This is a genomic window from Microbacterium sp. AC132, assembly GCF_979258525.1.
The window spans coordinates 2217894-2243628 of the sequence record NZ_OZ409862.1; the positions used below are offsets into that span (position 1 = coordinate 2217894).

The following is a 25735-nucleotide window of genomic DNA, read 5'->3' on the forward strand; positions in this document are numbered from 1 at the left end:
TCGCGGCCGCCGACCTCGCATCGCCGCAGTGGTGCCCTTGTCGCTGTGGGTGATCGTGATGGCCACAATGATCCTGGTCAGTGCAGTGGTCGCCGTCTGCTTCGGGAGCGTCAACGTCAGTATCGATCGCGTGATCGGGGTGGTGTGGGCGAACGTGACCGGCGACTCCGGCGCTGTCGATTCGATCGATCAGAAGATCGTCTGGGAGCTGCGCGTCCCGCGGGTGCTGATGGCGGGCGTCGTCGGGGCGGCGCTTGCATTGGCCGGCGCAGCCCTGCAGGGTCTGCTTCGGAATCCGCTGGCGGATCCGTACATCGTCGGTGTCTCGTCAGGAGCGTCGCTCGGTGCGGTGCTGGTGATGACCTTCGGTTCGAGTGTGCTCTTCGGACTCACCACTCCGGCGGCGGCGTTCGTCGGCGCACTGGTCATCCTCGTGCTCGTCTTCGCGTTCGCCCAGCGATCGGGCTCTTTCACCGATATGCGACTCGTGCTCTCGGGTGTCGCGCTGGGATACGTCGCCATGGCGGGAACCAGCTTCGCTCAGCTGCAGGCCGAGCCAGGGCAGGTGCGCGGGATCCTCTTCTGGATGATGGGGAGCGTCGCGGGAGCAAGATGGGATGGCCTCCTGCTGCCCACTGTCGTCATGGTCATCGCCGGCGCCTGGCTGCTGAGCCAGGCGCGAGGGTTGAACGCGCTGGCGCTGGGCGACGACGACGCGGTGGCGGTCGGCGTGAATCTGCGCCGCTTCCGACTCGGACTCCTCATCGTCGCCGCACTCCTCACGGCCGTGACCGTCGCGGTCGCGGGCGGCGTCGGCTTCGTCGGTCTGATCATTCCGCATGCCGTGCGCATGATCGTCGGGGCGGACTATCGGCGATTGCTCCCGGTCGCCGCGCTCGCGGGGGCGATCTTCCTGATCGCCGTCGACCTGGTGGCCCGTACCGTGGGAAGCCCGAACGAGTATCCGCTGACGATCTTCACCGCGCTCGTGGGAGGACCCTTCTTCCTCTGGCTGATGAGATCACCGGAGGGCCGCACATGAAGATCGCGATCACGGACCTCGACCTCAGTGTCGGCGGCGCGCGCCTCATCGAGGAACTCTCGCTCGAGGTCGCTTCGGGTGAATTCGTCGCGATCGTCGGTCCGAATGGTTCAGGAAAGTCCACGCTCCTGCGTGCGATGTATCGAGCGCTCAAGCCGGATGCCGGCTGCATCCTCATCGGGAGCGTGGATGTCTGGGACGTCGCACCACGGCGAGCGGCGCAGTTGCGCGCCGTGGTGACGCAGCATCAGACCAGCAACGACAGCATGCTGGTTCGCGACATCGTCGCGACCGGGCGTCATGCCCACCAGCCGTGGTACCGAGGCGAGACCAAGGCTGATCGCGATCATGCTGACGCCGCACTGGTGAGATGCGGGGCCGCGCACATGGCCGACCGCAAGTACGCCACGCTCTCCGGGGGTGAGCGGCAGAGGGTGCTCCTCGCGCGTGCGCTCACTCAGGATGCCCCGGTTCTCATGCTCGATGAGCCGACGAACCACCTCGACATCACGGCGCAGCACGACCTCTTGAATCTTCTGGAGTCCGTCGATCTCACGCGTGTGGTCGTTCTGCATGACCTCAATCACGCGGTCGCCCATGCCGATCAGATCGTCGTGATGAATGAAGGCAGGATTCGGGCTGTCGGCATCCCTGTCGAGACGCTCACATCAGAACTGACGCGAGAGGTCTTCGCCGTCGATTCGCGACTCATCGAGCATCCGATCACGGGCCGACCGCATCTGCTCACGGCGCCGATGCGTTGATGGGCGACATGTCACTTCCAAAGCTACTCCGGACTACTGACCTGTTCTTGCCCTGCTTCCCGGACTGAAGGTTCCGTCGATCTCCGAGAGTCCGCCGGACGTGCATTTCACAGCTGCTCCAGACAAGCTGTGAGTACCAAAGTCCTGATCAAGGAAACTTTTACAGCCCCGATGGCGCCTCGATCGCCGCCGTCCACCCGCCCAAGCAGGATCGTGGACGTATCCGGCACGGTGGTTTCGCTGTCGATAGAGAAGGAAGAGCGGCGTCAGGCCGTCTCAACCAGATCCTTCCGCGAGTGCCGCGCTGTAGGTGCTCGCAGTGGGGTGGCCGAGCGGCGTGGGGCTGACATGTGTCCTCCTGAAGACGGAAGTGGTGTGAGCTTCCAGCATCCTCGAGGAGGAAGCCAATGACCATTGGCGTGAATGCGTTTTAACGATGAGTTCGGGCCATCCGAATGGTCTCCTCGGCGCTCGTTCCGCAGGAATGCGCCAAGAGGCTCTCGTGGTGCCGTGATTCCGAACCGGTATGCTTCTACAAGAAGTAGAGCTGTCCCGTTCCCCGAAGGAGTTCCATGCGACCCACCGTCCGACGATCCGTATTCAGCACCGCAGCGGTGGCAGCTCTTCTGCTCCTGACCACCGCGTGTGCGGGAAGCGACACCCCGGCATCGACGGCACCCACGCCGGGCGAAGCAGGGGCGGGCTACCCGGTGACGCTGGAGAACTGTGGCCGGGAGATCACTGTCGACTCCGAGCCTGAGCGTGTGGTGAGCCTGTGGCAGTCGAACACCGAGGCGCTCCTCGCGCTCGGCCTCCGAGACAAGATCGTCGCTGTCCAGGAGAACTACTCGCCATACCCGGAATCCGTGGCGGAGGCGGCGGAAGGGCTCAAGACCATCGGCAGCATGATGGGGTTCCCCTCGAAAGAGGTCTTGCTGAGCGAAGCACCCGACCTCGTGACCGGCCAGGTGCTGGAGGGGTACGCGTTCGATACTTCGCAGGGGTACGCATCGGTCGAGCAGCTGGAGGAGGCGGGGGTGACCGTCTACGGTGCCAGCCTCTGCGGGGCGACGGACTATCTCAGCTCGGACATCTGGAACGTCGACTCCGTCTCGAAGGTACTGCGCGATTACGGGACGATCTTCGGTGTCTCGGAGAAAGCTGACGAGGTCATCGCGGAGCTGGAGAGCGCGAAGGAGAAGGTAGTCACGGCAGTGAAAGATGAACCGACCGTGAAGACCGCATACTTCAACGGTGGAACCGGTCCGGTGATCGTCCTGGCCGGCGGCATCTACGACGATCTGATCGAGACCGCGGGTGGCGAGAACGTCTTCCCCTCGGACTCCGTCTACATCAGCAAAGAAGAGTTCGCCGCGTCGGACCCCGACGTGATCCTGGTGGGCACGTTCGTTGGTCAGGACTTCGCGTCGCAGAAGGCGTTCCTCGAGGAGAACTTCCCCGACCTCCCCGCGGTGAAGAACGGCCGGATCAGTGAGGTCCCGACGCAGGAGACCGATTCGTCGATCTCCGTCATGGTGGGGCTGACCAAGATCGCGAACGCGCTTCACGCCGACCTCGATCTCGCGGTTCCCACCTCGTGACGAAGGCGGCCGTGCGGGCTCGGTCGGCTGCGCGCACGGGGCGGCGTACGCAATCGGTGATCGGTGTCCTCGTGGTCGCGTGCATCGTCGCAGTCGTGCTCTCTGTGGCCGTCGGGAGCGTGAACATCGCACCGAGCCGTGTCATCGAGGTCATCGGTGCACACCTGCTGCCCTGGGGCGCTGGCGGCGTCGACGGGCTCGACGACCAGATCGTGTGGGAATTCCGTTTGCCGCGCGCGCTGCTCGGCTTCGTCGTGGGGGCAGCGCTCGCGGTCGCCGGCGCGGTGCTGCAGGCCGTCGTGCGAAATCCGCTGGCGGACCCGTTCGTGTTCGGCGTCTCCTCCGGCGCATCCGTGGCCGCGGTCGCCGCGCTCACGCTCACGAGCGGGCTGTTCGCCTCGGTGTCGACGCCGATCGCTGCTTTCATCGGAGCTTTCCTCGCGACGGTGCTCGTCTTCGCGCTCGCCCAGCAGGGCGGGCGGGTCGCACCGAACCGGTTGGTGTTGGCCGGGGTCGCGATGTCGTACCTGCTCAGTTCGATCACGAGCTACCTCGTCCTGCGATCCAGCAGCGCCAACCAGGGCATCGGACAGGTGTTGTCGTGGCTCGCCGGCAGCCTGGCGGCGGCGACGTGGCAGGACCTCGGTGTGCCCATGCTCGTCCTGGTCGCGGCGACGATTGTCTTGGTGCTCCTCGCTCCCGTCTTGAACGCCTTCCTCACCGGCGACGAGACGGCAGCGAGCCTCGGCGTCGACGTCGGACGGATGCGGCTGATGCTGTTCATCATCACCTCGCTGCTCGTCGGTGTCGCAGTCGCGGTGAGCGGGTCCATCGGATTCGTCGGGCTGGTGGTCCCGCATGCAGTTCGCATGATGATCGGTTCCGATCACCGATGGGTGCTCCCCGCGTCCGCACTCGCCGGCGGGTTTCTCCTGGTGGTCGTGGACATAGGGGCACGGCTGCTCCTCGCGCCGACAGAAGTGCCGGTCGGTCTCCTCACCGCGGTCGTCGGGGCCCCGTTCTTCCTATGGTTGCTACGACGCTCCGGTCGGAGCGAGAGATGAGTGAAGGGCAGGGGGCGCCGCTCGAAGTTCAGGGCGTCGATGTCGACATCGCCGGTCGACGGATCATCGACGATGTGGTGTTGCGCGCGCAGGGGAACATCGTCGGGCTCGTCGGGCCCAACGGCAGCGGCAAGTCAACGCTCCTGCGAACGGTTTATCGGATGCTGCGTCCCGCCGCAGGACAGGTGCTCACCGATGGTCGCGATGTCTGGTCGATGCGGGCCCGGGATGCCGCCCGCATCACTGCCGCTGTCGTGCAGGACAGTCCCGCGGACCTCGAACTCACCGTCGCCGAATGCGTCGCAACCGGACGTCTCCCGCACGGCCGACTCATTGGAGCGGACCGCGGGGAAGATCGGCGAGCCGTGGATCGGGCTATGGCGACCGCGGGCGTCGCGGAGTTCGCCGACCGCGATGTCAGCACGCTCTCAGGAGGTGAACGTCAACGGGTGCAGCTCGCACGCGCCCTCGCTCAGGAGCCGCAGATCCTCGTGCTCGATGAGCCGACCAACCACCTCGACATTCGCCATCAACTCCAGTTACTCACGCTGATCCGGGACCTCGAGATCACCACTCTGATCACCCTGCATGATCTGAGCCTGGCGGCGTCCTACTGCGACGAGATCGTCATGCTCGAGCAAGGTCGCGTCGTCGCATCGGGTGGCCCTGACGAGGTCTTCACCCCAGAGCTATTGCTGCGCGTGTTCGGCGTGCGCGCCGGCACCCTCATCAACCCGCTCACCGGACGACTGCAGCTCGTCTTCGCAGACAGTGGTCCCGCAAACGTGACGTGAGCGCCCACATGACCGAACCCCGCGCCGACATTTCGTCGGTCCTGAGAAATGAGGAGTAACCCCGCATGCACGAAGACCGTGATGTCGTCCCTGAGGTGATGGATCTGCCAGGGCACCCGACCGGGTTCGACACGTCAGTCAGCACGCTGTTCTCGGTGATCGGAGACGACCCCGCCAAGCAGCAGGCCGTCGATCGGTCCATCGCCGCACACCACACCTTGGCCGCACTGCCCGGAGTGCGGTTCGCGACGGACAAGACGATTCTGATCGTCCTGCACCCCGGATTCGAGCTCCTCGACGTGGTGGGGCCGTTCCACTTCCTCGCAGGGACGGGTGCGACGGTGCAGTTCGTGACCACCGGCCCCGCGGGCGAGCCTGTCGTCAGCGGGGCCGGTGTGGCACTCGAGCCTGCGCTGACACTCGACGAGGTGACGACTTCGCCGTCCGTGATCCTCGTGCCCGGCGGCGACACCGGGATCCTCCTGCGGGATGCCCGTGCCATGGAGCACCTGCGTCGGATCGGTCAGGATGCCGAGTACGTGACCAGTGTGTGCTCCGGCTCCATCGCTCTCGCTCATGCAGGGTTGCTCGACGGTCGACGGGCCACCTCGCACTGGGCCGTACGGCACCTGCTCGGCGACTATGGCGCGATCGAGGTCGACGAACGCCTGGTCGAAGACGGCAACCGTCTGACGGCGGCCGGTGTGACCGCAGGAATGGACCTCGGCATCCGGCTCCTCGCGTACCTCTCCGGTGAGGAGATGGCGCGGTTCGCAGTCTTGGGTGCCGAGTACGCTCCCGAGCCGCCGTTCCACACCGGAACCCCCGAGCTGGCGGGCGCAGCGCTGACGGAGTTGTCTCGGGACTTCCTCGCTCCGTTGGAGGAGGAGCTTCGAGCGCCCACGAACTGAAGAACCGGTATATCTACATCACGTAGAGTAAACGCATGCATTCGACATTTCTTCTCCAGCGGTGGGCGTGGGCATTCATGTCCTCGCCCACCGCTGACGTCCCTCGGCAGGGTCATCGCTCTCGCGACGTGACCGCGCCGGAGACGGAAGGCTCCGGTGCGGTCAGCTCTCCATCTCGATGACGATCTCCTTGACGGCCTCGATGAACGAGGTGATGTCGTCATCGGTCATCGCCAGGGAGAGGGAGATCTCGCCGCGCGCGACAGGGAAGAAGCCGCGGTTCGCGAGCTCGAGTGAGAAGGTCTGGGTCTTGTCCGCATCGACGTTGCGCCACAGGTCGCGCTGGGTCTCCACTGTCAGACCCGGCTCGGTGCGGTAGGCGTACGCGAGCGAGGAGTATCCACCGCCGTAGATCGTGAACGGGCTCTTGCGCGCCGCTGTCCATTCGCCGACCTCCGACAGAATGCGCGCCGCCATCGTGTTCAGTCGGTTGTAGGCATCCTCGTCCAGCGCGCGCATGCACGCGATTCCCGCGACCAGTGCCAGACGGTGGCCGTGGTGCGTGCCGGAGATCGGTACGGTGCCGTCGGCCATGACCTGCATGATCTCGGCCTTCCCGCCCACGGCTCCGAGGGGGAGTCCGCCACCGATGATCTTGCCCATGACGGTGAGATCGCCAGCGACTTCGTAGAGGCTCTGCATGCCGTTGTATGCGCCGCGAAGGTTCATGGTCTCGTCGAGCACGAACAGGATGCCCAGTTCCGCTGTCACCCGGCGGATCATCTGCACGAACTCCTTGCGCAGGACCACGTGGCCGCCGGCGCCGCTCTCCAACTCGAGGATGACGCATGCGAGGTCGGACCCGTGCTCCCGCAGGATCCGCTCGGTACCGACCATGTCGTTCTGAGTGAGGATGACGACCTGCTCGACGACTGCTGCCGGGATGCCCGCGCTGTCGGCCACCGGAAGCGGGCTGTCATCGGACCCGTACTCCGCCGCGTCGTGCGGGTGACCGGAGATGCTCACCGGGTCGGTGAAGCCGTGGTACCCGCCCTCGAACTTCGCGATCTTGGTGCGGCCGGTGTATGCCCGGGCGACGCGCACCGCGCTCAGGATCGACTCCGATGCCGAGCAGGAGAACTGCACCATGTCGATCGACGCGATGCGGTCGATCAGGATCTGGGCGAGCTCTGCTTCCTCGGTGACGGGGTTGCCGAATGAGGCGCCGGACGGAATCGCGGCGATCAGCGCATCACTGATCACGGAGTCACCGTGGCCGAGGATGTTGACCGTGAAGTTGTTGTTCAGGTCGAGGAGGCGGTGTCCGTCCACAGTGTCGATGTAGGCGCCGTCGCCGCCGGTGACGAAGACGGCATGCGGGCCGAAGTTGAACGACGTACGGCTGTAGCCGCCGGGAATCACACCCCGTCCGGCGACGGTGAGTTGTGCGGACTCCGAGAACTTCTCGGTGAATCGACGGGTGGCGGTTTCGAGGGTGAGCATCATCTTCTCCTGGGTGGGCCGGCAAGGTTGGCGGCCATGGGACAGCGGGATCGGGGTGTCACGACCCGAGAGGGCTGCGTGGTCCTTCCAGGGTGCGGGCCGCTTTGCCGCCGATCAATGGCCGGAATGCGAACAATCGTTCCGTGGAAGCGAATGATTGCGAGGGCTTCCGAATCGCTGGATGGCGCGACCAGCGGGTGCCGACACGGGGCGGAGCGTGTTGTGTCAGCCGACGAGTGAGACGGCCCCGGGGACGGCGTCGAGCTCGCTGCTGACCACATCGGCCACGACTTCGCGGAAAGCCTGTACCAGTGGCTCCCGCGAGTTCGCTGCGGAGATCAGGGCGAGGCTCGTGGGGCGGGCGTCGGGGAGTGGCAGGAAACGGACGCCGGGATGACTCCACAGTGCGGCCGAGTTCGTGGACATGGTGTCCACGGTTCCGCTGTAGGCCACCGCGGCGAGGGACTCGCGTGCCGAACTCACTTCGATCGAGCGGAGCGGTGGACCGCCGCGGTAGGCGTCGAGCGACCAATGGGCCCGCCATTCGGGCGGGGTCCCTGCGGCGGCGAGGGCGAACGAGTCGCCGAGCAGGTCGTCGACGTGCACCCGCGCCTCATTCGCGAGGCGATGGGTGGAGGAGAGAGCCGCGACCGGCATCTCGGAGTAGAGCGTATCGACCGTGACGCGCGGGTCGTCGACCGGGAGCCAGACGAAGGCGAGGTCGACGTCGCCCTCGATCACGCTGGAGACCTGGTGCGAGATGGAGAGTTCGACATAGCTCAGCGGCACCCGGGGATAGCGGCTGCGGAAAGTGGAGAGGAACCGATGCGTCAGGGGGTCATCAGCGAAGGATCCCACCCGCAGGCGCTGCATCTCCACGATGTTTCTGCGTGCGGCCGCAGTTCCGGCGTCGAGGGATGCGAGCGCATTCTCGGCATGCTCGCGAAAGCTGTCGCCGGCGAGGGTGAGGGTCACGCGCCGACTCGTTCGTCGGAACAGGTCCACGCCGAGCTCGCGCTCGAGTCGAGATATCTGTGTGCTCACCACGGAGGCGGCGATGTTCTCTTGCTCGGCGGCTCGTCCGAAATGAAGGGTCTCCGCAACGCGGAGGAAGTAGCGGAGTTGGCGAAGTTCCATCCGCCCCACCTCCGTTCGTCGGACCCGGCACGGGAATCATGCCGGGTGAGCCACACCGTACGCGCGGAGCGTTTCCCGGCCGATTCCTCCGCATGACGGATGTGTTACATATTGTTCGGTTTTCTCTTCCTCGCTGGTGTGATCACCCGGGCGTTGCGCCTTGCCCGGCAGTGCGCTACAGTCATACCGACCGAGTGCTCGGTCTGTACATAGAACTCAATGAGGAGCGCCATGATCGACGACACCGCTGTCGGTGACTCACCCCAGCCCCCTACTTTCGCCGCACCCACGGTGCGCGCCCGGCCCGCCGTGGTCACCACCATGGTGCTCGCACGCCTGGGCCTCATGCTTCCCCTGTCGACAGTCATCTCCGCCGCACTCGTGCTGAAGCTGCAATCTCTGATGCCGCAGGAAGAGGTGATCGGCACTCTCGGACTGATCACGTCCATCGGCGCGCTCTCCGCACTGTTCTTCGACCCGGTGTTCGGACGCATCAGCGACCGGACGATGAGCCGGTTCGGCCGACGTCGGCCCTGGATGATCGTCGGCATGGCGGGTCTCCTGGTCGCATTGCTGATCATGGCCATCGCGCCTACGGCTCTGGTCGTCGGCGCGGGGTGGATCCTCGCGCAGATCACGGCGAATGCGGCAATCGCCGCGCACACCGCATCCATCGCCGATCAGCTCCCCTCTTCGCAGCGCGGCAAGGTCGCCGGAGCCATCGGCATCGCCCAGCAGGCCGCGACCCTCGGCGCCGCATACGCCGCACAGTTCTTCGCCACGCAACTGCTGCTGCTCTTCCTGATCCCCGGAGTGGTCGGGTTCATCCTGGTGCTCATCTACGCGATCATGCTGCCCGACAAGCCGCGCCCCTTCCCCGCCCGTTCCGGCGGAGGCATCCGCACCGTGCTGAAGACGTTCTGGGTGAACCCGATCAAGAACCCCGACTTCGGACTCGCCTGGTGGTCGCGCTTCCTGGTCGTGCTGGCGAACTTCATGTTCATCACCTTCCGACTGCTCTGGATCCAGCACGAGATGAACCTCGAGCCTGCCGAAGCAGTGCGCATCATGGCGACGGGCGTCCTGGTCTTCACGATCGCCCTGATCGTCAGCGGCCAGATCGCCGGATGGCTCTCGGACAAGCTCGGACGACGCAAGGTCTTCATCGTCGTCGCAGCGCTCATCTTCGCCGCCGGCACGATCCTTCTCACGCAGACGACGGAGCCCACGATGTTCTTCGTGGCCGAGGCCATCATCGGGGTCGGGTTCGGGGCCTACGTGGCCGTCGACCTCGCGCTCGTGCTGGATGTGCTGCCCGACCCCGAAGAGACGGCGAAAGACCTCGGTGTCTTCAACATCGCGATGGCCGGCCCCCAGGTGGTGGCGCCTGCGCTCGCCGCCTGGATCGTCGGCTTGAGCAGCGGAACCAACTACGACATCATGCTCATCATCGCCGGCGTGATAGCCGTTGTCGGTGCCGTGCTGATCATTCCCGTCCGAAGCGTGAGGTGACCCGATGACGATCCATGAGGAGGACGCCGCAGGAGTCGCCGCACTGGAGCCGGTCATCGACGATCTCGTTCGACGGCTGACGCTGGAAGCGAAGGTGCGGCTGCTCTCCGGAGCCGACAACTTCTCGCTGCACGCCGATGCGTCGATCGGCCTCGAAGGTCTCGTGCTGTCCGATGGGCCCACAGGCGTCCGCGGTGAGATCGTCGTCGGCGGTCGTGAGAGCTGTCTGCTGCCGAATGCGAGCCTGCTCGCGCAGACGTGGAATCCCGAAGCGCTCGCCGAAGCCGGGGGGATCCTGGCTGAGGAAGCAGAGGCGCAACGGACGCACGTCGTGCTGGGACCCACCATCAACCTCCATAGGTCGCCCCTGGGTGGCAGGCTCTTCGAGGCGTTCAGCGAGGACCCGCTGCTCACCGGCCGCCTTGCGAGCGCGTACATCAACGCACTTCAGGAGAGGGGCGTCGGTGCCAGCGCCAAGCACTTCCTCGGCAATGAGTCCGAGACCGAGCGGACGACGGTGGACGTGCGGATGACGGCGAAGACGCTCAGGGAGGTGTACCTGACACCCTTCGAGATCGCGATCGACGATGCGAATCCTTGGACCGTGATGGCGGCGTACAACAGCGTCAACGGGGTTCCCTCCACGGAGCACCACGAGCTCATCGCCCAGGTACTGAAAGAGGAGTGGGGCTACGACGGACTCGTCCTGTCGGACTGGTACGCCACCAAGACGGCCGCCGAGAGCGCTGCCGCGGGGCTCGACCTCGTGATGCCCGGTCCCGCGACACCCTGGACTGAATCGCTGGAGGAGGAGGTGCGTGCGGGCGCCGTCTCTGAAGACGCCATCGACGACCACGTGCGACGCCTGCTCCGGCTCGCCCATCGTGTGGGCGGCCTCACCGACCCTCGCGGATGGCCCGACTCCGTCGAGGCGCCAGCCGGCGAACTGCGGCGCGCGCAACTCCGGCGGCTCGCAGCGGGCGGCATGGTCGTCATCAAGAACGTCAACGACACGCTTCCCCTCCGTGAGGATGCCACGTACGCCCTCATCGGTCGCCATGCCACGGACACGATCGGACAGGGGGCGGATCCGCTCAGGTTCGCGCTCCGCACGTCATCTCAATCGTCGAAGGGATGACGGCGCGCCTCGGCGCCGACCACGTCATCTTCACAGACGGCGTGGAGACGCGTAAGACACTGCCCACCGTGAAGCCCACGCGCGTGCGTGATCCCGAAACGGGGGAGCACGGCATCCGTGTGCGGGTCTTCGACGACGCCGGCGATCTCGTGCACAGCCGCCATCTCGAAGTGGCGGAGCTCGAGGACAGCCAGATCGGATGGCTCGAGGGTGCCGCTCGCATCGAGCTGAGCGCGACTCTGGACATCCGGGAGGGCCGGATGGTGCAGCTCGGAACCCGGGGCCCCGGGAACTGGCATCTGGTCACGGAGGGGCATGAGAGCAGCTACCGGATCGACTATCACCCCGGTCCTGGCGGTGGCTTCTTCCGCCCCAAGAGCCATGCCGCAGCCGTGCGGGTGGAGCCGGGGCAGCTCGTCACCGCGACCGTGGAGAAGGATACCCTGCCGCGCATCCTCGGCCTGGTCGTCAGCGAGGCGGTGCGATCGTCGGCCTCCGCGATCGCCGCCGCCTCTGCAGCGGCTCGAACCGCCGATGTGGCTGTCGTCGTCGTGGGCTTCACTCCCGACCAGGAGACGGAAGGCGAGGACAAGAACACGCTGTCGCTGCCCGGCGATCAGGATGCTCTCGTCGCGGCGGTCGCGAACGTCGCGGCGCGCACCGTGGTCGTCATCAACGCCGCCACACCTGTGCTCATGCCCTGGATTGCTGATGTCGATGCTGTGCTGTTCACCGGTCTCCCCGGTCAGGAAGCGGGGGATGCGGTCGCGGCTGCGCTCCTGGGTGACGTGCTTCCGGAGGGTCGTCTGGTCACCACATTCCCCGTGGGCAATCACCGCGGACCGGCGTGGAGCACCACGCCTCGACGGGGTGTCCTGGAGTATGCCGAGGGAACGTCGATCGGCCATCGCGGCTGGTTCGGGAGTGGGGAGGTGCCGGCCTTCTGGTTCGGGCACGGGCTGGGGCTCACCACGTGGGAGTACTCGGAGGCGCAGATCGTGCGGTCGTCCGATGGGCGGATCGATGCTGTCGACGTCACGGTGCGCAACTCCGGTCGACTCGAGGGTCGTGAGACCGTGCAGATCTACTTCGACCCGGAGAGCGATGACGAGCCGATCCGCCTGATCGGCTGGGGGCAGTCTGAGGTGCATCCCGCTCAGGAAGTCAGGATTCGAGCCACATGCGACCTCCGGCTCCAGCGTCGCTGGGACCAGGACGCGCAGCGGTGGGTACCGCTTCGAGTGGGATCTGTGCTCATAGGTCGAGGCTTGGGAGACGTCCGCGTTACGATTCCTTGAGGCCGGCTGACAGCGCATCGTCAGTCGGTTTCGATCCCCGTCGAGAGAGGCATCCTTGTCCTTCCCCCCGAGATACGCGCCTGACACCCGCAAGCGTCGTGTGAGACGATCTGCCGCGGAGACGCAGCAGCAGATCGTCGGCACCGCTGTGGAACAGATCGCCGAGGTCGGTTTTCATAAGATGTCGATCGCGGATGTCGCGGCCGCCAGCGGAATCTCCCAGTCGGGTCTGCTGCATCACTTCCCCTCGAAGGTCGCATTGCTGGCAGCGATTCTGGAGCAGCGGGAGCGGGACGACAATGCATTCCTGTTCGGCGACGGCACGGTTCCGCTCGGGTGGGACGCGTTCGAGGCTCTCGTGCCTCTGACGGCCCGCAACTCGACCCGCCCGGAGTGGGTGGGGGTGTTCGTCCGCGTTTCGGCGGAGGCCACCGAGCCCGACCATCCGGCAAATGAATGGCTGCGAGATCACTACGCCAGTGCACGAGCGTGGTTGGGTGACGCCGTGGAACAGGGGAAGGAATCGGGTGTGATCCGCGCGGATGCCCCGACGGAGCTGCTGGTCGGAAACACGATCGCGGTGCTCGACGGCATCCAACAGCAATGGTTGGTCGACCGGCGCATCGACATGGTGAGTCAGGTATCCGCTCACATCGCCGGTCTCCGAGTGTGCTGGGAGACCGGTCCTTCGCCTTCTTGACGGCGCTGAACTGCGCATTCGCCGGTTAGGGCAGAAGCACCTGCGCCACCGTGATGGCGGCGACTGTCAGGACCATGATCGCGAAGGCCTTCTGCAGGAACACGTTGCTCATGCGCTTCGCGAGCAGCGCTGTCCCGAACGATGCCACCATCGAGGGTACGACGAAGGCGATGATCAGCCCCCAGTCAAGGTTCGACACCCCCGCGTGCGCCGCGATGCCGGCCAATGAGTTGATCATGGCGACGACCAGTGAGGTGCCGATCGCCAGCCTCATGGACATTCCGAGCAGGAAGACCAGAGCGGGGACGGTGATGAAGCCGCCGCCGATGCCGAGCAGTCCGGTCAGGAACCCCACGAGCAGCCCGACAGCGATTCCCCGCAGGGCCCAGAGCTTCGGTCGGCGGTCGTTGCCTGTGGCGCGAGGCCGCCCGCGGAGCATCTGTACGCCGGAGGCTACCATCAGAAGGGCGAAGATCAGCAGGAGCATCTCCTCCGAGATGAGCCGGCCGACGAGCGTGCCGCCGAATGCCGCCACCACGCCCGCGCCGGCGACAGGTAGCACCATCTTCCAGTCCACGCCGCCGCGCAGGCGCGGGACCAATGCGGCCAGAGGGCCGATCGCTCCCACGACGAGAGAGGTCGATATCGCTGAGGAGACGGGCAGCCCCACGAGGTAGACCAGGGCGGGGACGGTCAGAATTCCGCCACCAGCCCCCAGCAATCCGGTGAGTGCCCCGATGACCACTCCGAGAGCGATGATCACGATGAGCACTGGGGTCTCCTTCTGTCAGGCGTCTCGACAGCCGAGGTGACAGCGTCGCGGCGTCGCGTGGAAGCCACTGTAACATACAGACCGTGCGCACGGTCTGTATCGGGGTCACTTATCGCCGCCGATACATGGCGCGGAGTCGCGCCGATCGCGTGTGCGAATGTAAAGCTACATGTTGTAGAGTTAAGATGCACGAAAACTGAACAGACTACGGCGGGCCATGGTCGTCACCAGGGCTCGCCGTCGTCGTCTGTTCGTGCAGAGCGCGGACCGCGGGCACCCCGCACGTGGCCGCTCACATGAGAGGAGCGGAAGATGGGGCTTCTGGGCGCGGTGCGCAGGCGGAATCGGCAGGATGCGGTGGCGGGGAGCCGATCGCGGTCCTCGCGCCTCGAAGTGGTCGTGTCCCAGCGGACGGTCGTCTCCGACCGTGCAGTGCTGCTTCACCTTCGGTTCATGCGGACCGATGCCATGATCACGATCGAGCCGGGCTCTCATGTCGACCTCCACCTGACGGGAACGCTGATCCGTCAATACTCTCTCGTCGACGCGTCGCCTGAAGAGGGAGTCATCTCGGTGTGCGTGCAGAAGGAGGATCTAGGGCGCGGCGCATCACGTCACGTGCATGACAATGTGGGCGTCGGCGATCGGCTGCACATCTCTCCGCCGCGCAACACCTTCGCATTGAAGTCCGGAGCGTCGAGATCACTTCTGCTCGCGGGCGGAGTCGGAATCACTCCGCTTGTGTCGATGGCCGAGTCGCTGCATCGCAGCGCGAGTGCCTTCGAGCTGCACGCGTACGCCCCACGTGCTGCTTCCCTCCCGCTGCTCGAGCAGCTGCGGTCGGGCTCGTTCGCAGCATCGGTTTTCCCGCACTTCAGTGATGAGGGTGACTCCTTCCGTGAGAGTGGGCCGCGCGGCCTCCTCGAGCCGACGGCCGACGGCATGATCTACGCGTGCGGGCCGGAGGGGTTCATCGCGCTCGCGCGAGAGCGGGCACTGGAGTATGGGTGGCGCGACGACCAGTTCGTCACGGAGCGCTTCTCCTCGGCAGCGCCGCCTCGCTCTTCTGCGGATGGGGCGTTCACCGTGGTCGCCGCATCGACCGGACAAGCAATGAGGGTGGAGGCCACCGAGTCGATCGCTTCCGTGCTCGAGCGCCACGGGTATGAGACGTACCGCAGCTGTGGGCAGGGGGTCTGCGGATCATGCATCGTGCCGGTGCTGGCGGGTGTGCCCGATCACCGGGACCACGTGCAGAGCGAGCGGGAACACGCCACGCACTCTCAGATCAACGTGTGCTGTTCGCGTTCACTCACCGCCGAGCTGACGCTCGACATCTAAGTGATCAGGGTCGGTCCAAACTCCATTAATGCAGTTGACATAACCGATGCATCGTATGCACTAATGGGAACATGACAATCATCGTTCACGGCGCCACCGGCGCTCAAGGTTCCCCTGTTCTTGCTGCTCTGCTCGCGGCGGGACACACCCCGACGGCTGCAGTGCGCGACAGTGCCAAGGCGACCGCACCTGCAATCTCCATTGACAACACCTCTGTGGAGTCGCTGGTGCAGGCCTACACCGGTGCGGACGCGGTCTTCGTTCACCTGCCGCTCGCCAGCCCCGACCAGCAACTCGCTTACGCCCAGGCGATCGGTGAGGCTGTCTCTCAGGCGCGTCCTGGTCGAGTGGTGTTCTCGACCAGCGGCTATCCCACCGAGCTTCCCGACGGAACGCTGACGGCGCACGGCGTGCTCGCGGCGGCCCTGGCGGAGTCGGGTGTCTCGTACGCGGTCATCGCTCCCCGTATCTTCCTGGAGAACCTCCTGCTGCCGGTCACGCTGGGCCCGGCTCGGGAAGACGGAGCGCTGCACTACCCGATTCGCGATGACTACCCCGTCTCTTGGGTGTCGCACCTCGATATGGCCGACATCGCCGTCGCACTGCTGACGGACGACTCGGTCACGGGTGTTGTCACTGCCGGCGCGCTTCCTCCTCAGCTCGGAGCAGATCTCGCCGAGGGCTTTGCTCGGTACTTCGACAAGCCCGTCGTGTTCGAGGCACAGGAGCCCGAGGCTTACGGCGAACTGATCATCCCGATGTTCGGGGCGGATGCTGCGCGCCCCGTGGTCGACTCGTACCACTTCCGGTGGACCCAGCCCGGAGAGGTGATCGACGAAGAGCGCTCCGCGCAGAAGCTTCTCGGCATCACTCCGCGGACCGTCGAGGCCTGGTTGCGAGACCTCGCCGTCTGATCGCTGTGACTGCACGGATGGTCTCGGTCGCTGTGGCAACCGAGACCATCCCCGTTCACACGGCGTTGAAGAACTTCCGCCAGGCGGGGATACGCCGGATCAGCAGCTGATCTACGGCCAGGATCACCAGCACGGACAGCCCGAACATGGGCAGGAAGACCCCCAGGGCGACCACGCTGACGAGCAGTGCGATGTTCCCGAACAGGGGCAGACGCGCGCGCGGCGCTGCCATGCCGCTCGCGGTGCCGCGGCGACGCCACCACATGATGGGTGCGGAGATGCACATGAAGATCACGGCAAGGCAGAAGAGCGTCGTCAGGATCGTGTTGATGGGGCCGAAATGCCGCCCTTCGTGGATCGCGATTCCGTGCGAGACGACCTGGGCGAGCGGGCTGTAGTCGTCGTAGCCGTATTGCGCGACGACCTCGCCGGAGTACTGATCGACGTGCACCGTCTGCTCGAGGGTGACATCGGACTCCGCGGGGTTGCCCTGCTGGTACCACTGGCTGCTCATCACGCTGAACACCCCAGTCTCGTCCACGGGGTAGATCACGTAGTAGGGGCTCGGCGCGCCCTCGGCCTCGGCGGCAGCGATGGCGGCGTCGATCGAGACGCCTGCACCCTCTCCGTCGCTTTGCCCGGTCGGCCCCATGCCCACCGCCCAGCCGGCGGGGGCGTTGGATCCGTCGGTCTGTTCGATCAGGTCCTTCATCGTCGACTCAGCCCCGGGGTCGGCGCCCCACAGCGAGGACCCGCCGGTTGCTGCGACCTTTTCGGACACGCTGCCCCACAGGCCGGTCCAGGGGAGTCCGGAGATGACGAGCATCAGGATTCCGAGGCCGACCGGAAGGCCGACGAGCGCATGCGCACTGCGCAGCCTCGCACCCTTCAGCTTCTTCTGCGCGGCCAGCTTTCGCGGCTTGCGCCCCAGGAAGAAGATCAGGAATCCGGTGATCGTCAGCACGATGGCCCAGCTGGCACCGAGCTCCATCAGCCGATCGCCGAAGTCTCCTGCAAGGAGATTCCCGTGGATTCGGATGAAGACGTCCGAGATGAGTTGATCGTCAGTCAGCGACCCGGTGACCACGGCCCGGTACGGGTCGACGTAGACATTCTGGGTGGTACCGTCGGGGAGCTCGGTGACGAAGACCGTCGAGCGGTCACCGAGACTGTCGAACAGTGAGACGACCGATCGGTCGGGGAACTCCTGCGCAACCGCCTCCTGCTGGGCGGACAGAGGCAGTCGTTCCGCGCCGTCCGGAACGGCGACCGTGATGACGCCCGGGTGCATCGCCGCGTCGATCTGCGCGCGGAACAGGTACGTCATGCCCGTCACGGCGAGCACGAAGAGGACGGGGATGACCAGGAGTGCTCCGTAGAAGTGCCAGCGCCAGAATGCGCCGAACCAGTTGATCCTTCTGGGGCGAGCACGCCCTGTCTTCTCTGGTGCACCGGTCGACTCGAAGTCGATCGTGGTCATCGTCGGGCCTTTCACTGGGCGGAATCAGATATCTACATAATGTAGTACTAAACTGAAGCCGTGATCGCCGCACCCTGGAACATCCTCCTCACTCTGCTCTTCGTGATGACCGCCATCATCTGTTTCTGGGGACTCGCCGCACGCTCGCGCACGCGGTCGGAGGGTTCCGCACTGACGGACACGGACCTGATCGACATCACGCACGGCATCATGAGCGTCGCGATGATCGTCATGACCTGGTGGACAGTATGGGATGCAGTAACCTGGGCGCAGGTGGCCATCTTCGCCATCCTGGCGTTGGCCCTGGTGCCCTCTTTCCGTGGGGCGAACGGAGCGCAGGCGGTCGACCTCGTCGGCCACATCGTGCTCGACGCTGCGATGATCTGGATGCTCGCCGCGATGCCCCTGCTCATGGCCGGGATGGACATGTCTGACGATGCCGGTGGGGCTCATGCGGAGCACCACGGCGGTGGCGGATTCGCCCTTGAGTCGACGCCTGTGTGGGCGGACGCTGTCAATGGGATGTTCATCGCCTTGTGCGTCGCCGCCACGGTGTGGTGGGTCTGGCGCCTGTTTCGGTCGTCGCATCATCGCATTCACTCTGTCTGTCACATCGCGATGGCGGCGGGCATGGGGTGGATGCTGGTGCTGATGAACGGCTGACTGCGCGGCGAAGTCACGCGTGCGGGTGAGGCGGGAGTCCGGCCTCACCCGCACGCGTGACTGTCGATCAGCTCTGGCCCCAGAAGGCGTCTTCGCTGGTGCCGTCTTCGGAGAACAGGTGGACTGCGACGATCTTGCCGTCGCGAACCGTGAGCAGGTCGACGCCGGCCATGTCCATCGAGGTGCCCGTGCGGGTGCCCGAGAATCGCACGGGAAGCGCGACCATCTCGCCGTTGACCATCGCCGGACCGGTGACGACGAGGGCGAAGCTTCCTTCGCTCGCCTCCATCATGCCGCCGAGGAGGGCGCCGACGCCGTCGATGCCCGTGTGCTGGCCGGAGAACTGGTGGCCGCCGGGCTGGTACCAGACGACGTCGGGGCTGAACTGCGCCATCACGGTGGGAATGTCACCCTTGGCGAGCGCGTCGAAGTACGTGGTGGCGATGCCGGCGGGGGTGGTGTCAGTCATGATTCTCTCCTTGGATGAGTGGTACGTCACCATGGTTACATATGGTAACCTGTTACCTCAACGTAACTAAGGGAGTGGGTTTCCGAAATGGCTGATCCTGTCTGGAACGTGATGCTGGCGACGTGTCCATCGCGCACATCGTTGGCACGGGTGGCCAACAAGTGGACAGCCATGATCGTGATCGCTCTGAGTGACGGGCCGGCGCGGTTCGGAACGATCCGAGATCGCGTCGGCGGCATCAGCGCGAAGGTGCTCGCGGAGACGCTTCGCGATCTGGAGCGCGATGGTCTTCTGACGCGCACGGCCTACGACGAGATGCCGCCCCGTGTCGAGTACGCGCTGACGCCGCTCGGGCTCACGCTGCGCGAGCCGTTGACCGCGCTGGGATTGTGGGCGGAGAGTCACATCGAAGAGGTGCTCGTGGCGCGAGAGGCGTACGACCTGCGTTAGTCAGGGGAGTCAGCGCGAGCCGCGCACCTTCTGGATACGGAGGCTGTTGTAGACGACGAACACCGAGGACAGCGACATCGCGGCGGCGGCGATCAGAGGGTTGAGCAGGCCCGCGGCGGCGATAGGAATCGCCGCGACGTTGTAACCGAACGCCCAGACGAGGTTCATCTTGATCGTCCGCAGCGTTTTGCGCGAGATCGCGATCGCGTCGGGAATGACGAGCAGGTCATCCCGGACCAGGATGATGTCGGCCGCTTTGAGGGCGATGTCCGTGCCGGTGACGATCGCGAGGCCGAGGTCGGCGGTGGCCAGTGCGACCGCGTCGTTGACGCCGTCGCCGACCATCGCGACGCGCTTGCCCTGAGCCTGCAGTGTCGAGATCACGTCCGCCTTCTGCGCCGGAAGCACCCCGGCGTGGACCCCATCAACGCCGAGCTCGGCAGCGATGCGCGCCGCAGCCGCCGGAGAGTCGCCGGTGAGCAGCAGGATCTCCAGCCCCTGCTCGCGGAGAGCCTTGACAGCGTCAGCCGCGCGAGGCTTGAGGGAATCCGACAGCGCGAGCACGCCGATCACGACATCGTCAGCGGCGACGAGCACGGTCGTGTGGCCATCGTTCTCGAAACGTTCGACGGCCGCGCGGGCCTCGGCCGGGAAGCGCACCGCCTCGCTTTCGATCAGTGAGACGTTGCCGATGACGACACGGGTGCCGTCGATCGTGGCGACAGCGCCGAGTCCTGGCTTCGCCGTGAATTCGCTGAGCGGGCGCAGATCGGTCGAGAACGGTGCGGCCGCACGCTCGATGGCGCGTGCGATCGCGTGCTCCGAGCCGCGTTCGGCGGAGGCGGCGAGCCTCCACATCTCGTGCGGCTCCACGTCGAACACCGCCGTGTCCTGCACCGTCATCGTGCCGGTGGTGAGTGTGCCCGTCTTGTCGAGAACCACGGTCGTGACCGCGCCTGATGCCTCCAGAGCGTCGTGCCCCTTGATCAGGATGCCGAGCGTCGCAGCGCGCCCGATGCCGACCATCAGCGCGGTGGGGGTAGCGAGTCCGAGCGCACAGGGGCAGGCGATGATCAGCACGCTGATCCCGACGCCGATTGCCTTGTCGTCGGGGGCGCCGCTCAGTGCCCACGCGATCCCGACGACGATGGCGAGTCCGATCACTACGGGAACGAACCAGGTCACCACGCGGTCGACCAGCTTCTGCACATCGGCCTTGCGGGCCTGCGCCTGCTCGGTGAGCGCAGCCATCTGGGCGAGCTGGGTGTGCGCGCCGACTGAGGTCGCCTGCACCTCGAGCCGGCCGTCGGTGCTGATGGTGCCGCCGGTGATGGTGTCTCCGCTGGTGACCGAGATCGGCATCGGCTCGCCCGTCATCATGCTCGCGTCGACGGCTGCGCTGCCGCTCAGGACGACACCATCAGCGGGGACGGTCTCGCCAGGCAGGAGCACGAACACGTCACCGGAGCGCAGCTGGCCGGCCGGCTCCACCGTCTCGACCCCGTCGCGCAGCACTCGCACATGCGTGGCAGCGAGTGCGCTCAGTGCGCCGAGCACGTCTCCGGCCTTCCGGCGGGAGCGTGTCTCGAAGTATCTGCCTGCGAGCTGGAAGGTGGTCATGCCCGCGGCCACATCGAGGTAGATCGAGTCGGCGCCCTCGGGGGTCGAGCCGAAGCCGAGCCAATAGCCCTCCGACCCGGCACCCACGCCGAAGAGCAGTGTCGCCACCGCCCAGCCGAACGACGCCGCGATGCCCAGAGACACCAGGGTGTCCATGCTGACCATGCCGTGACGCAGATTGCGGAAGGTCGCGCGGTGGAACGGCCACGCGGCCCAGGTGACGATCGGCAGTGCGAGCAGCACGCAGACCCACTCCCAGCCGGGGAACCGCCATCCGGGGACGAGGGCCAGGACCAGGGTGATGTCCATCAGCGGGACGGTCAGGAGTGCGGCCACCGCCAGTCGTCGCCGGAGCGAGGAGATCCGGAACTCAGTGGCACGCTGCGACCAGGCATCATCTGATCCGTCTCGCAGATGGGCGCCATAGCCCGCGCTCTCGATCTGCGCGATCGCGCGTGCCGACTCCTCGGTCGAGATGCCGGTCAGCACGGCCCGCTCCGTCGCGTAGTTGACGGTTGCGGTGACGCCGTCGAGCTTGTTCAGAGCGCGTTCGACACGACCGGCGCACGCCGCGCAGGTCATGCCGGAGACGTCGAGCTCGAAGGGGGTTTCGAGTTCTCGCGTAGTCGGGGGGTCATCTCTGTGGCTCCTTCTCGGGCTGCGGGCCCGGGCGTAGTTCATCGCTCGCTGCGGAGCGGGCGGAGAGCTGGCGCAGCATCTCGTTGTAGGCGTCGAACTCCACATCCCTCCCCGTGTCGAGGTGCCGGTCCTTGCGCCGTGCTTCCTTCGAGTCCTGGCGACCCCATTGGATCAGAAGCACGATGATGACGATCAGGAGCGGGATCTCTCCTCCCGCCCAGGCGACACCGCCCGCGAGATACTGCTGCGCGGGAAGGTCAGCCCACGGGAGCCTGAGGTAGAGGTAGAAATTCTCGGCGATCAGGGTCGTGCTCGTCATCAGGATGATGCCGAAGAACGCGTGGAAGGGCATCGCGGCCAGCGCGTACCCCAGCTTTCCCACATGGGGGAGCGGGCGGGGCGGGCGATCGACCCCGATGATGAGGCTGTAGTACAGATAGCCGACGATCAGGAAGTGGAGATTCATCAACTGATGCGCCCAGTGGAAGCGCATGTAGTCGCCGAAGATCCCCGTGAGGTACAGCCCGTAGTACGAGCCGATGAACACCACAAACACGATCAGGGGGTTGTAGAGGAACTGGAGCACTCGCCAGTGCAGCACCCAAGTGATCCAGTCGTGCGGCCCCACGGGTGATTCGGGCACCGAGCGCGTTGCACGCAGGAGCAGCGTGACGATCCCGCCGAGCACGAGCATGCCGGGTGCCAGCATGTTGAGGCTCATATGGACGATCATGTGGATGCCGAAGTCCGGCGCCGAGTACTTGCCGAAGCCTGAGCTGGTCGCGAAGATGATGATCGCCCAGCCAAGCAGCCACGCGACGGTTCGCCCGGGCGGCCAGTGGTCGCCACGGCGGTGCAGCGCACGTACGGCGAGCAGGTACACGACGATCCCGACCGTCGCGATCGCCAGGAACAGCACGTTCGGTCGCCAATGCCCGAACAGCACCTCGATACTCGGCGCATCTGCGACCTCGAAACCCATGAAGGTCTGCGAGATGGTCGTCGGCACGAAGTACTGCGGCGGGGGTTGCCGGGTCATTGCGGCTGTGGTGCCTACCCAGGCGATGACGCCGAAGGACGCGACGGAGAGGCATGCGACGATATGTTCCGCGCGGACGCGTGCGCGGCGCCAGAGAGCGCGAAGCGCGATCAGAGGGATCGCGACGATGAGAAATGCGGCCCATCGCCCGACGATCAGCCAGCCGGTCAGAGCCCCGAGGAGGGGTGTCCCGGCGAGCTTGAACAAGGTGATGACGACGTCGGACGCGGCGATGACCGGCAGCAGGATCGCCGCCAGGAGAAAGAGGCGCCGAAGGGACTCGGGGTCGATGAACCGACCGGAGCACACCCGAAGCCAGTAGACCGCGACGACGCCGAAGAGCAGATTGACCGCGAGCGATTGGAAGACGGCAGCATCGCCGCCGAAATCGTGATCGGGGCCGACGAGGACCTGCCCCGACACGACCGGAGCGAGCGTGGCGAGGAAAGATGCCCACAGCGGGATCAGCATTCCCGTCCAGCGATCGACGAAGAACGACGCGAACAGGACGATGAGTGCCCCTCCGAGGCTGATCGTCCACGCGATGGGGGCAGTGCTCGCCTCGAACAGGAACGCGAGTGCTCCCGGCTCGAGGATGCGCTCGAGCTGCGCACCACTAGCATCGAAGGACTCGAACACGGCCAGGCCCGCGGCGCTCGCCGCCCAGATCGATGCAGTGACTCGGAGAGCGCGGAGTTCGAAGCCGTACTCGAAGCGCATCGCGCGTTTCGCGGGCGTGGCGCGCAAGAACAGCAGGTAGGCGAGGATGCCCATGCTCAGCAGAATCCCGGCGTCCGCCGCCACTAAGAGCGCGGTGGTCACTACCCCGACATCAAGGCCGGGGAACGACTGGAAGAGCTTCTTGTAGGGCGCCTCCCCGAGTGCGACAGTGATGCCGACGGGCAGACCTATCCCGAAGATGGCAGCGACGATGCCGCCCCCGATCAGGAGGCGACGGGACGGGCGCAGTAGAGCGGGATCGCTGGGGGCCTTCGAGGCAGAATCTTCACGCATCGTGGCGTACAGGCCACGAACCCACTTTGTACCCGGCCTCACCGACCGCGGCTTCCCAGGAACTCCGGTCCACCGGGAGATCGTGGGTGACACTCACGCGTCCGGTCGTCGCATCCGCGACGACGTTCTGGACACCGGGAAGTTGGGACAGTTCTGATCCCACCGCGTGCTCGCAGTGCTCGCACGTCATTCCGGTGACCTCGAATGTGAACTCCGACATTTCCACTCCACTCTTTACTGCATTCAAGTCTACATCCTGTAGTTTTATCAGCGCGCCGCGATGGCGGGGATAACTACCGGATGTAGCGTTAACACTACCTGCTTCGGATCTCGATGAGGCCCGTATCGCCGATCTCCTGAGAGGCGGAATCGAAGAGGTGAGTCAGATGACGGAGTCGCGAAAGTGAGCATGATCTCCGCCGTCATGCTGCTGGTGGCGCTCCTGGTGCTGATCCTGGTCATCGGACTCACTGCGCCCCCGAGGGATGAGGATGACCGCCCGTCCACTCTCGCTGAGGAATGGGATGCGACGAGATTTCTCTTCCATCGGATCCGTCGACGGGCGCGCGCGGCGTGGTCATGGGTGATCCGTGCGTGCGGCTGGAAGCCTCGGGCCTGAACAGCCACGATGCGAGAGCAGGTGCGATCCAGAGCCGCCTCACGCCGAGGAATCGCTGGCGAAGGCAGCGGGGGGCCGTCGACGCTTGACGGCGCCCGGCCATCGTTTGTCCACGAGCCTCTCGGCGCGAAGCTCCAGACCGACATCGTTCGATGCTGCAGCGAGCGTTGAGAGAGCGTTCGCCAGATGCGCGGGTCCGGCGAGGCGCGCTGCCTGGTCGTCCGCAGCCAGTTCGACGAGAAGCGTGGTGGCTCTTCGCAGCGCGCGCGCGGAGTGTGTTCGCGGGAGGCAGAGAGCGTTGATCCGAGCGATTCGCGTGGCCCACGCATGGTGTTGCCTCAGGTGCGCGTACTCATGAGCGAGGACGGCTTGCAACTGAGCGGAGGGGAGCAGCGACTCCATGCCCGTCGACAGCAGGATCTCGGACGGTCTGCCTGATGCGGCGAAGGCGATCGGCTGATCCGATTCGAACCGGACCAGGGTGAACCCGCGTCGCTGTTCGCGGCTGATGGCGATCGGTGCCAGCGAATGCAGCGCCCCTGTCTCGGAGGAGAGGACCGGCTCGGCGGACACGGCGACGAAAGCGGCGATCGCGCCGAAGGCGCCCAAGCCGGCCCAGCCGAGGATCGTCATCAACAGCGTTTCTGAACCGGTCGGGGTATGCGAGGCGACGACGGCGCCGGCGACGCCGATGATCAGCCCGGCGAGGGCCAGTGCGATGCCGGTGAAGAACGCCCCGAACCACACCGAGAGCGCGGTACGCGGGTGTAGAAGTTGCCAGCGTCCCACGGTGAGCAGAAGGGGTGCGAGGAGGGCGACCGTGATCGATGCGATGCCGCAGGCCAGCACAACCCAGAAGAGCATCTGCTAGCGCTTCGAGGACTTCCGACCGAACGCGGATTTCAGCAGCGCGACGTCGTCGTCGTCAAGCGTTCCGGCGAAGGCGAGCAGTGCCGCGTGGCGGTCTCCTGCCCGATCCAAGGCGGAGAGCATCGAATCGCTCGTGAACTCTTCTCCCGAGCGCGCGGCCTGAAAGCGCACCTTCCGGGGGAGTCTCCCGAGCGGACGACCTGCCCCTTCTTCTCCAAGCGGGTGAGCGCCGTGAGAAGGGTCGTGTACGCGGGCACCTGTCCGGTGAAAAGCTCCTGCAGGTCGCGCGCGCTCATGGGATCCACGTGCTGCCAGAGCAGCCGCATGACCTCGCCCTCGAGCTCGCCTCGCTCTCGAGTTCTCTCTCCGGCCATGGCTCCT

General features: G+C 65.8%; 25 protein-coding genes and 1 pseudogene. 15 read left to right on the top strand and 11 right to left on the bottom strand.

Features of this window, described 5'->3' with window-relative positions; all coding sequences use genetic code 11:
- Nucleotides 1–58: 58 nt before the first annotated feature.
- From ACZZZQ_RS10500 to ACZZZQ_RS10525, 6 genes are all read left to right on the top strand, one after another.
- Entirely contained in the window at nt 59–1042 is a 984-nt protein-coding gene (locus tag ACZZZQ_RS10500; protein ID WP_463499090.1) for a FecCD family ABC transporter permease, read from the top strand.
- Nucleotides 1039–1806, top strand: a complete 768-nt coding sequence (locus ACZZZQ_RS10505; RefSeq protein WP_463499093.1) for an ABC transporter ATP-binding protein — start codon at nt 1039–1041, stop codon at nt 1804–1806. The genes ACZZZQ_RS10500 and ACZZZQ_RS10505 overlap by 4 nt, the downstream gene beginning before the upstream one ends.
- A gap of 572 nt (nt 1807–2378) precedes the next feature.
- Nucleotides 2379–3407: an ABC transporter substrate-binding protein gene (locus ACZZZQ_RS10510; protein WP_463499096.1), complete on the top strand. Its 1029-nt coding sequence runs from the start codon at nt 2379–2381 to the stop codon at nt 3405–3407.
- 56 nt (nt 3408–3463) lie between these two features.
- Nucleotides 3464–4471 (top strand): FecCD family ABC transporter permease, encoded by a 1008-nt coding sequence (locus tag ACZZZQ_RS10515; protein WP_463507501.1) that lies wholly within the window; start codon nt 3464–3466, stop codon nt 4469–4471.
- Nucleotides 4468–5265 (top strand): ABC transporter ATP-binding protein, encoded by a 798-nt coding sequence (locus ACZZZQ_RS10520; RefSeq protein WP_463499102.1) that lies wholly within the window; start codon nt 4468–4470, stop codon nt 5263–5265. Before ACZZZQ_RS10515 ends, ACZZZQ_RS10520 begins: the two co-directional genes overlap by 4 nt.
- 65 nt (nt 5266–5330) lie before the next feature.
- Entirely contained in the window at nt 5331–6176 is an 846-nt protein-coding gene (locus tag ACZZZQ_RS10525; RefSeq protein WP_463499105.1) for a DJ-1/PfpI family protein, read from the top strand.
- Nucleotides 6177–6338: 162 nt separating this feature from the next.
- Here the strand turns inward: ACZZZQ_RS10525 and ACZZZQ_RS10530 are convergent, their stop codons facing one another.
- Both ACZZZQ_RS10530 and ACZZZQ_RS10535 read right to left on the bottom strand, forming a co-directional pair.
- Nucleotides 6339–7679 (bottom strand): aspartate aminotransferase family protein, encoded by a 1341-nt coding sequence (locus tag ACZZZQ_RS10530; RefSeq protein WP_463499107.1) that lies wholly within the window; start codon nt 7677–7679, stop codon nt 6339–6341.
- A gap of 225 nt (nt 7680–7904) precedes the next feature.
- Nucleotides 7905–8816 (bottom strand): LysR family transcriptional regulator, encoded by a 912-nt coding sequence (locus ACZZZQ_RS10535; protein WP_463499110.1) that lies wholly within the window; start codon nt 8814–8816, stop codon nt 7905–7907.
- 231 nt (nt 8817–9047) lie between these two features.
- Here ACZZZQ_RS10535 and ACZZZQ_RS10540 point away from each other — a divergent pair, with 231 nt between their 5' ends.
- The 4 genes from ACZZZQ_RS10540 to ACZZZQ_RS10555 all read left to right on the top strand — a co-directional run bounded on the left by ACZZZQ_RS10540 (nt 9048) and on the right by ACZZZQ_RS10555 (nt 13464).
- Nucleotides 9048–10328 (top strand): MFS transporter, encoded by a 1281-nt coding sequence (locus tag ACZZZQ_RS10540; protein WP_463507502.1) that lies wholly within the window; start codon nt 9048–9050, stop codon nt 10326–10328.
- A gap of 4 nt (nt 10329–10332) precedes the next feature.
- Nucleotides 10333–11466: a glycoside hydrolase family 3 protein gene (locus ACZZZQ_RS10545; protein WP_463507503.1), complete on the top strand. Its 1134-nt coding sequence runs from the start codon at nt 10333–10335 to the stop codon at nt 11464–11466.
- Entirely contained in the window at nt 11451–12764 is a 1314-nt protein-coding gene (locus tag ACZZZQ_RS10550; RefSeq protein ID WP_463508094.1) for a glycoside hydrolase family 3 protein, read from the top strand. The genes ACZZZQ_RS10545 and ACZZZQ_RS10550 overlap by 16 nt, the downstream gene beginning before the upstream one ends.
- Nucleotides 12765–12864: 100 nt before the next feature.
- Complete coding sequence (locus tag ACZZZQ_RS10555; RefSeq protein ID WP_463499118.1) at nt 12865–13464, top strand: TetR/AcrR family transcriptional regulator; 600 nt, start codon at nt 12865–12867, stop codon at nt 13462–13464.
- Nucleotides 13465–13489: 25 nt separating this feature from the next.
- Here the strand turns inward: ACZZZQ_RS10555 and ACZZZQ_RS10560 are convergent, their stop codons facing one another.
- Nucleotides 13490–14236 carry a sulfite exporter TauE/SafE family protein gene (locus ACZZZQ_RS10560; protein WP_463499121.1) on the bottom strand — a complete coding sequence of 249 codons (747 nt, stop codon included), beginning with the start codon at nt 14234–14236 and terminating at the stop codon, nt 13490–13492.
- 312 nt (nt 14237–14548) lie between these two features.
- On the opposite strand from ACZZZQ_RS10560, the gene ACZZZQ_RS10565 reads away from it, so the two are divergent.
- The gene (locus tag ACZZZQ_RS10565; protein ID WP_463507504.1) at nt 14549–15577 is read left to right on the top strand and encodes a PDR/VanB family oxidoreductase; all 1029 of its coding nucleotides are present in this window, start codon (nt 14549–14551) and stop codon (nt 15575–15577) included.
- A gap of 71 nt (nt 15578–15648) precedes the next feature.
- On the top strand, nt 15649–16491 hold the full coding sequence (locus ACZZZQ_RS10570; RefSeq protein WP_311258510.1) for an SDR family oxidoreductase: 843 nt from the start codon (nt 15649–15651) through the stop codon (nt 16489–16491).
- Between the two features lie 55 nt (nt 16492–16546).
- Here ACZZZQ_RS10570 and ACZZZQ_RS10575 read toward each other — a convergent pair whose 3' ends face one another.
- The gene (locus ACZZZQ_RS10575) at nt 16547–17971 is read right to left on the bottom strand and encodes a PepSY-associated TM helix domain-containing protein (protein ID WP_463499127.1); all 1425 of its coding nucleotides are present in this window, start codon (nt 17969–17971) and stop codon (nt 16547–16549) included.
- A gap of 60 nt (nt 17972–18031) precedes the next feature.
- Here ACZZZQ_RS10575 and ACZZZQ_RS10580 point away from each other — a divergent pair, with 60 nt between their 5' ends.
- Nucleotides 18032–18634: a DUF5134 domain-containing protein gene (locus ACZZZQ_RS10580; RefSeq protein ID WP_463507505.1), complete on the top strand. Its 603-nt coding sequence runs from the start codon at nt 18032–18034 to the stop codon at nt 18632–18634.
- Nucleotides 18635–18701: 67 nt separating this feature from the next.
- Here the strand turns inward: ACZZZQ_RS10580 and ACZZZQ_RS10585 are convergent, their stop codons facing one another.
- Nucleotides 18702–19103, bottom strand: coding sequence for a nuclear transport factor 2 family protein (locus ACZZZQ_RS10585; RefSeq protein WP_463499133.1), 402 nt, complete (start codon nt 19101–19103; stop codon nt 18702–18704).
- Nucleotides 19104–19190: 87 nt separating this feature from the next.
- Here ACZZZQ_RS10585 and ACZZZQ_RS10590 point away from each other — a divergent pair, with 87 nt between their 5' ends.
- Nucleotides 19191–19553 (top strand): winged helix-turn-helix transcriptional regulator, encoded by a 363-nt coding sequence (locus tag ACZZZQ_RS10590; protein WP_311258514.1) that lies wholly within the window; start codon nt 19191–19193, stop codon nt 19551–19553.
- Nucleotides 19554–19562: 9 nt separating this feature from the next.
- Here the strand turns inward: ACZZZQ_RS10590 and ACZZZQ_RS10595 are convergent, their stop codons facing one another.
- Genes ACZZZQ_RS10595 through ACZZZQ_RS10605 form a run of 3 tightly spaced genes read right to left on the bottom strand, consistent with a single transcriptional unit; the run spans nt 19563 to nt 24085 of the window.
- Complete coding sequence (locus ACZZZQ_RS10595) at nt 19563–21854, bottom strand: heavy metal translocating P-type ATPase (protein WP_463507506.1); 2292 nt, start codon at nt 21852–21854, stop codon at nt 19563–19565.
- Nucleotides 21808–23865 (bottom strand): cytochrome c oxidase assembly protein, encoded by a 2058-nt coding sequence (locus tag ACZZZQ_RS10600; protein WP_463499138.1) that lies wholly within the window; start codon nt 23863–23865, stop codon nt 21808–21810. Before ACZZZQ_RS10600 ends, ACZZZQ_RS10595 begins: the two co-directional genes overlap by 47 nt.
- The gene (locus ACZZZQ_RS10605) at nt 23858–24085 is read right to left on the bottom strand and encodes a heavy-metal-associated domain-containing protein (RefSeq protein ID WP_463499141.1); all 228 of its coding nucleotides are present in this window, start codon (nt 24083–24085) and stop codon (nt 23858–23860) included. Before ACZZZQ_RS10605 ends, ACZZZQ_RS10600 begins: the two co-directional genes overlap by 8 nt.
- A gap of 183 nt (nt 24086–24268) precedes the next feature.
- Here ACZZZQ_RS10605 and ACZZZQ_RS10610 point away from each other — a divergent pair, with 183 nt between their 5' ends.
- On the top strand, nt 24269–24484 hold the full coding sequence (locus ACZZZQ_RS10610; protein WP_463499144.1) for a hypothetical protein: 216 nt from the start codon (nt 24269–24271) through the stop codon (nt 24482–24484).
- 39 nt (nt 24485–24523) lie between these two features.
- Here ACZZZQ_RS10610 and ACZZZQ_RS10615 read toward each other — a convergent pair whose 3' ends face one another.
- From ACZZZQ_RS10615 to ACZZZQ_RS10625, 3 genes and pseudogenes are all read right to left on the bottom strand, one after another.
- Nucleotides 24524–25348, bottom strand: a complete 825-nt coding sequence (locus tag ACZZZQ_RS10615; protein ID WP_463499147.1) for a M56 family metallopeptidase — start codon at nt 25346–25348, stop codon at nt 24524–24526.
- A gap of 3 nt (nt 25349–25351) precedes the next feature.
- Nucleotides 25352–25477 (bottom strand): hypothetical protein, encoded by a 126-nt coding sequence (locus ACZZZQ_RS10620; RefSeq protein ID WP_463508115.1) that lies wholly within the window; start codon nt 25475–25477, stop codon nt 25352–25354.
- Nucleotides 25478–25548: 71 nt separating this feature from the next.
- Nucleotides 25549–25728 (bottom strand): annotated as a pseudogene (locus tag ACZZZQ_RS10625) (BlaI/MecI/CopY family transcriptional regulator); the annotation flags it as partial.
- Nucleotides 25729–25735: the final 7 nt, after the last annotated feature.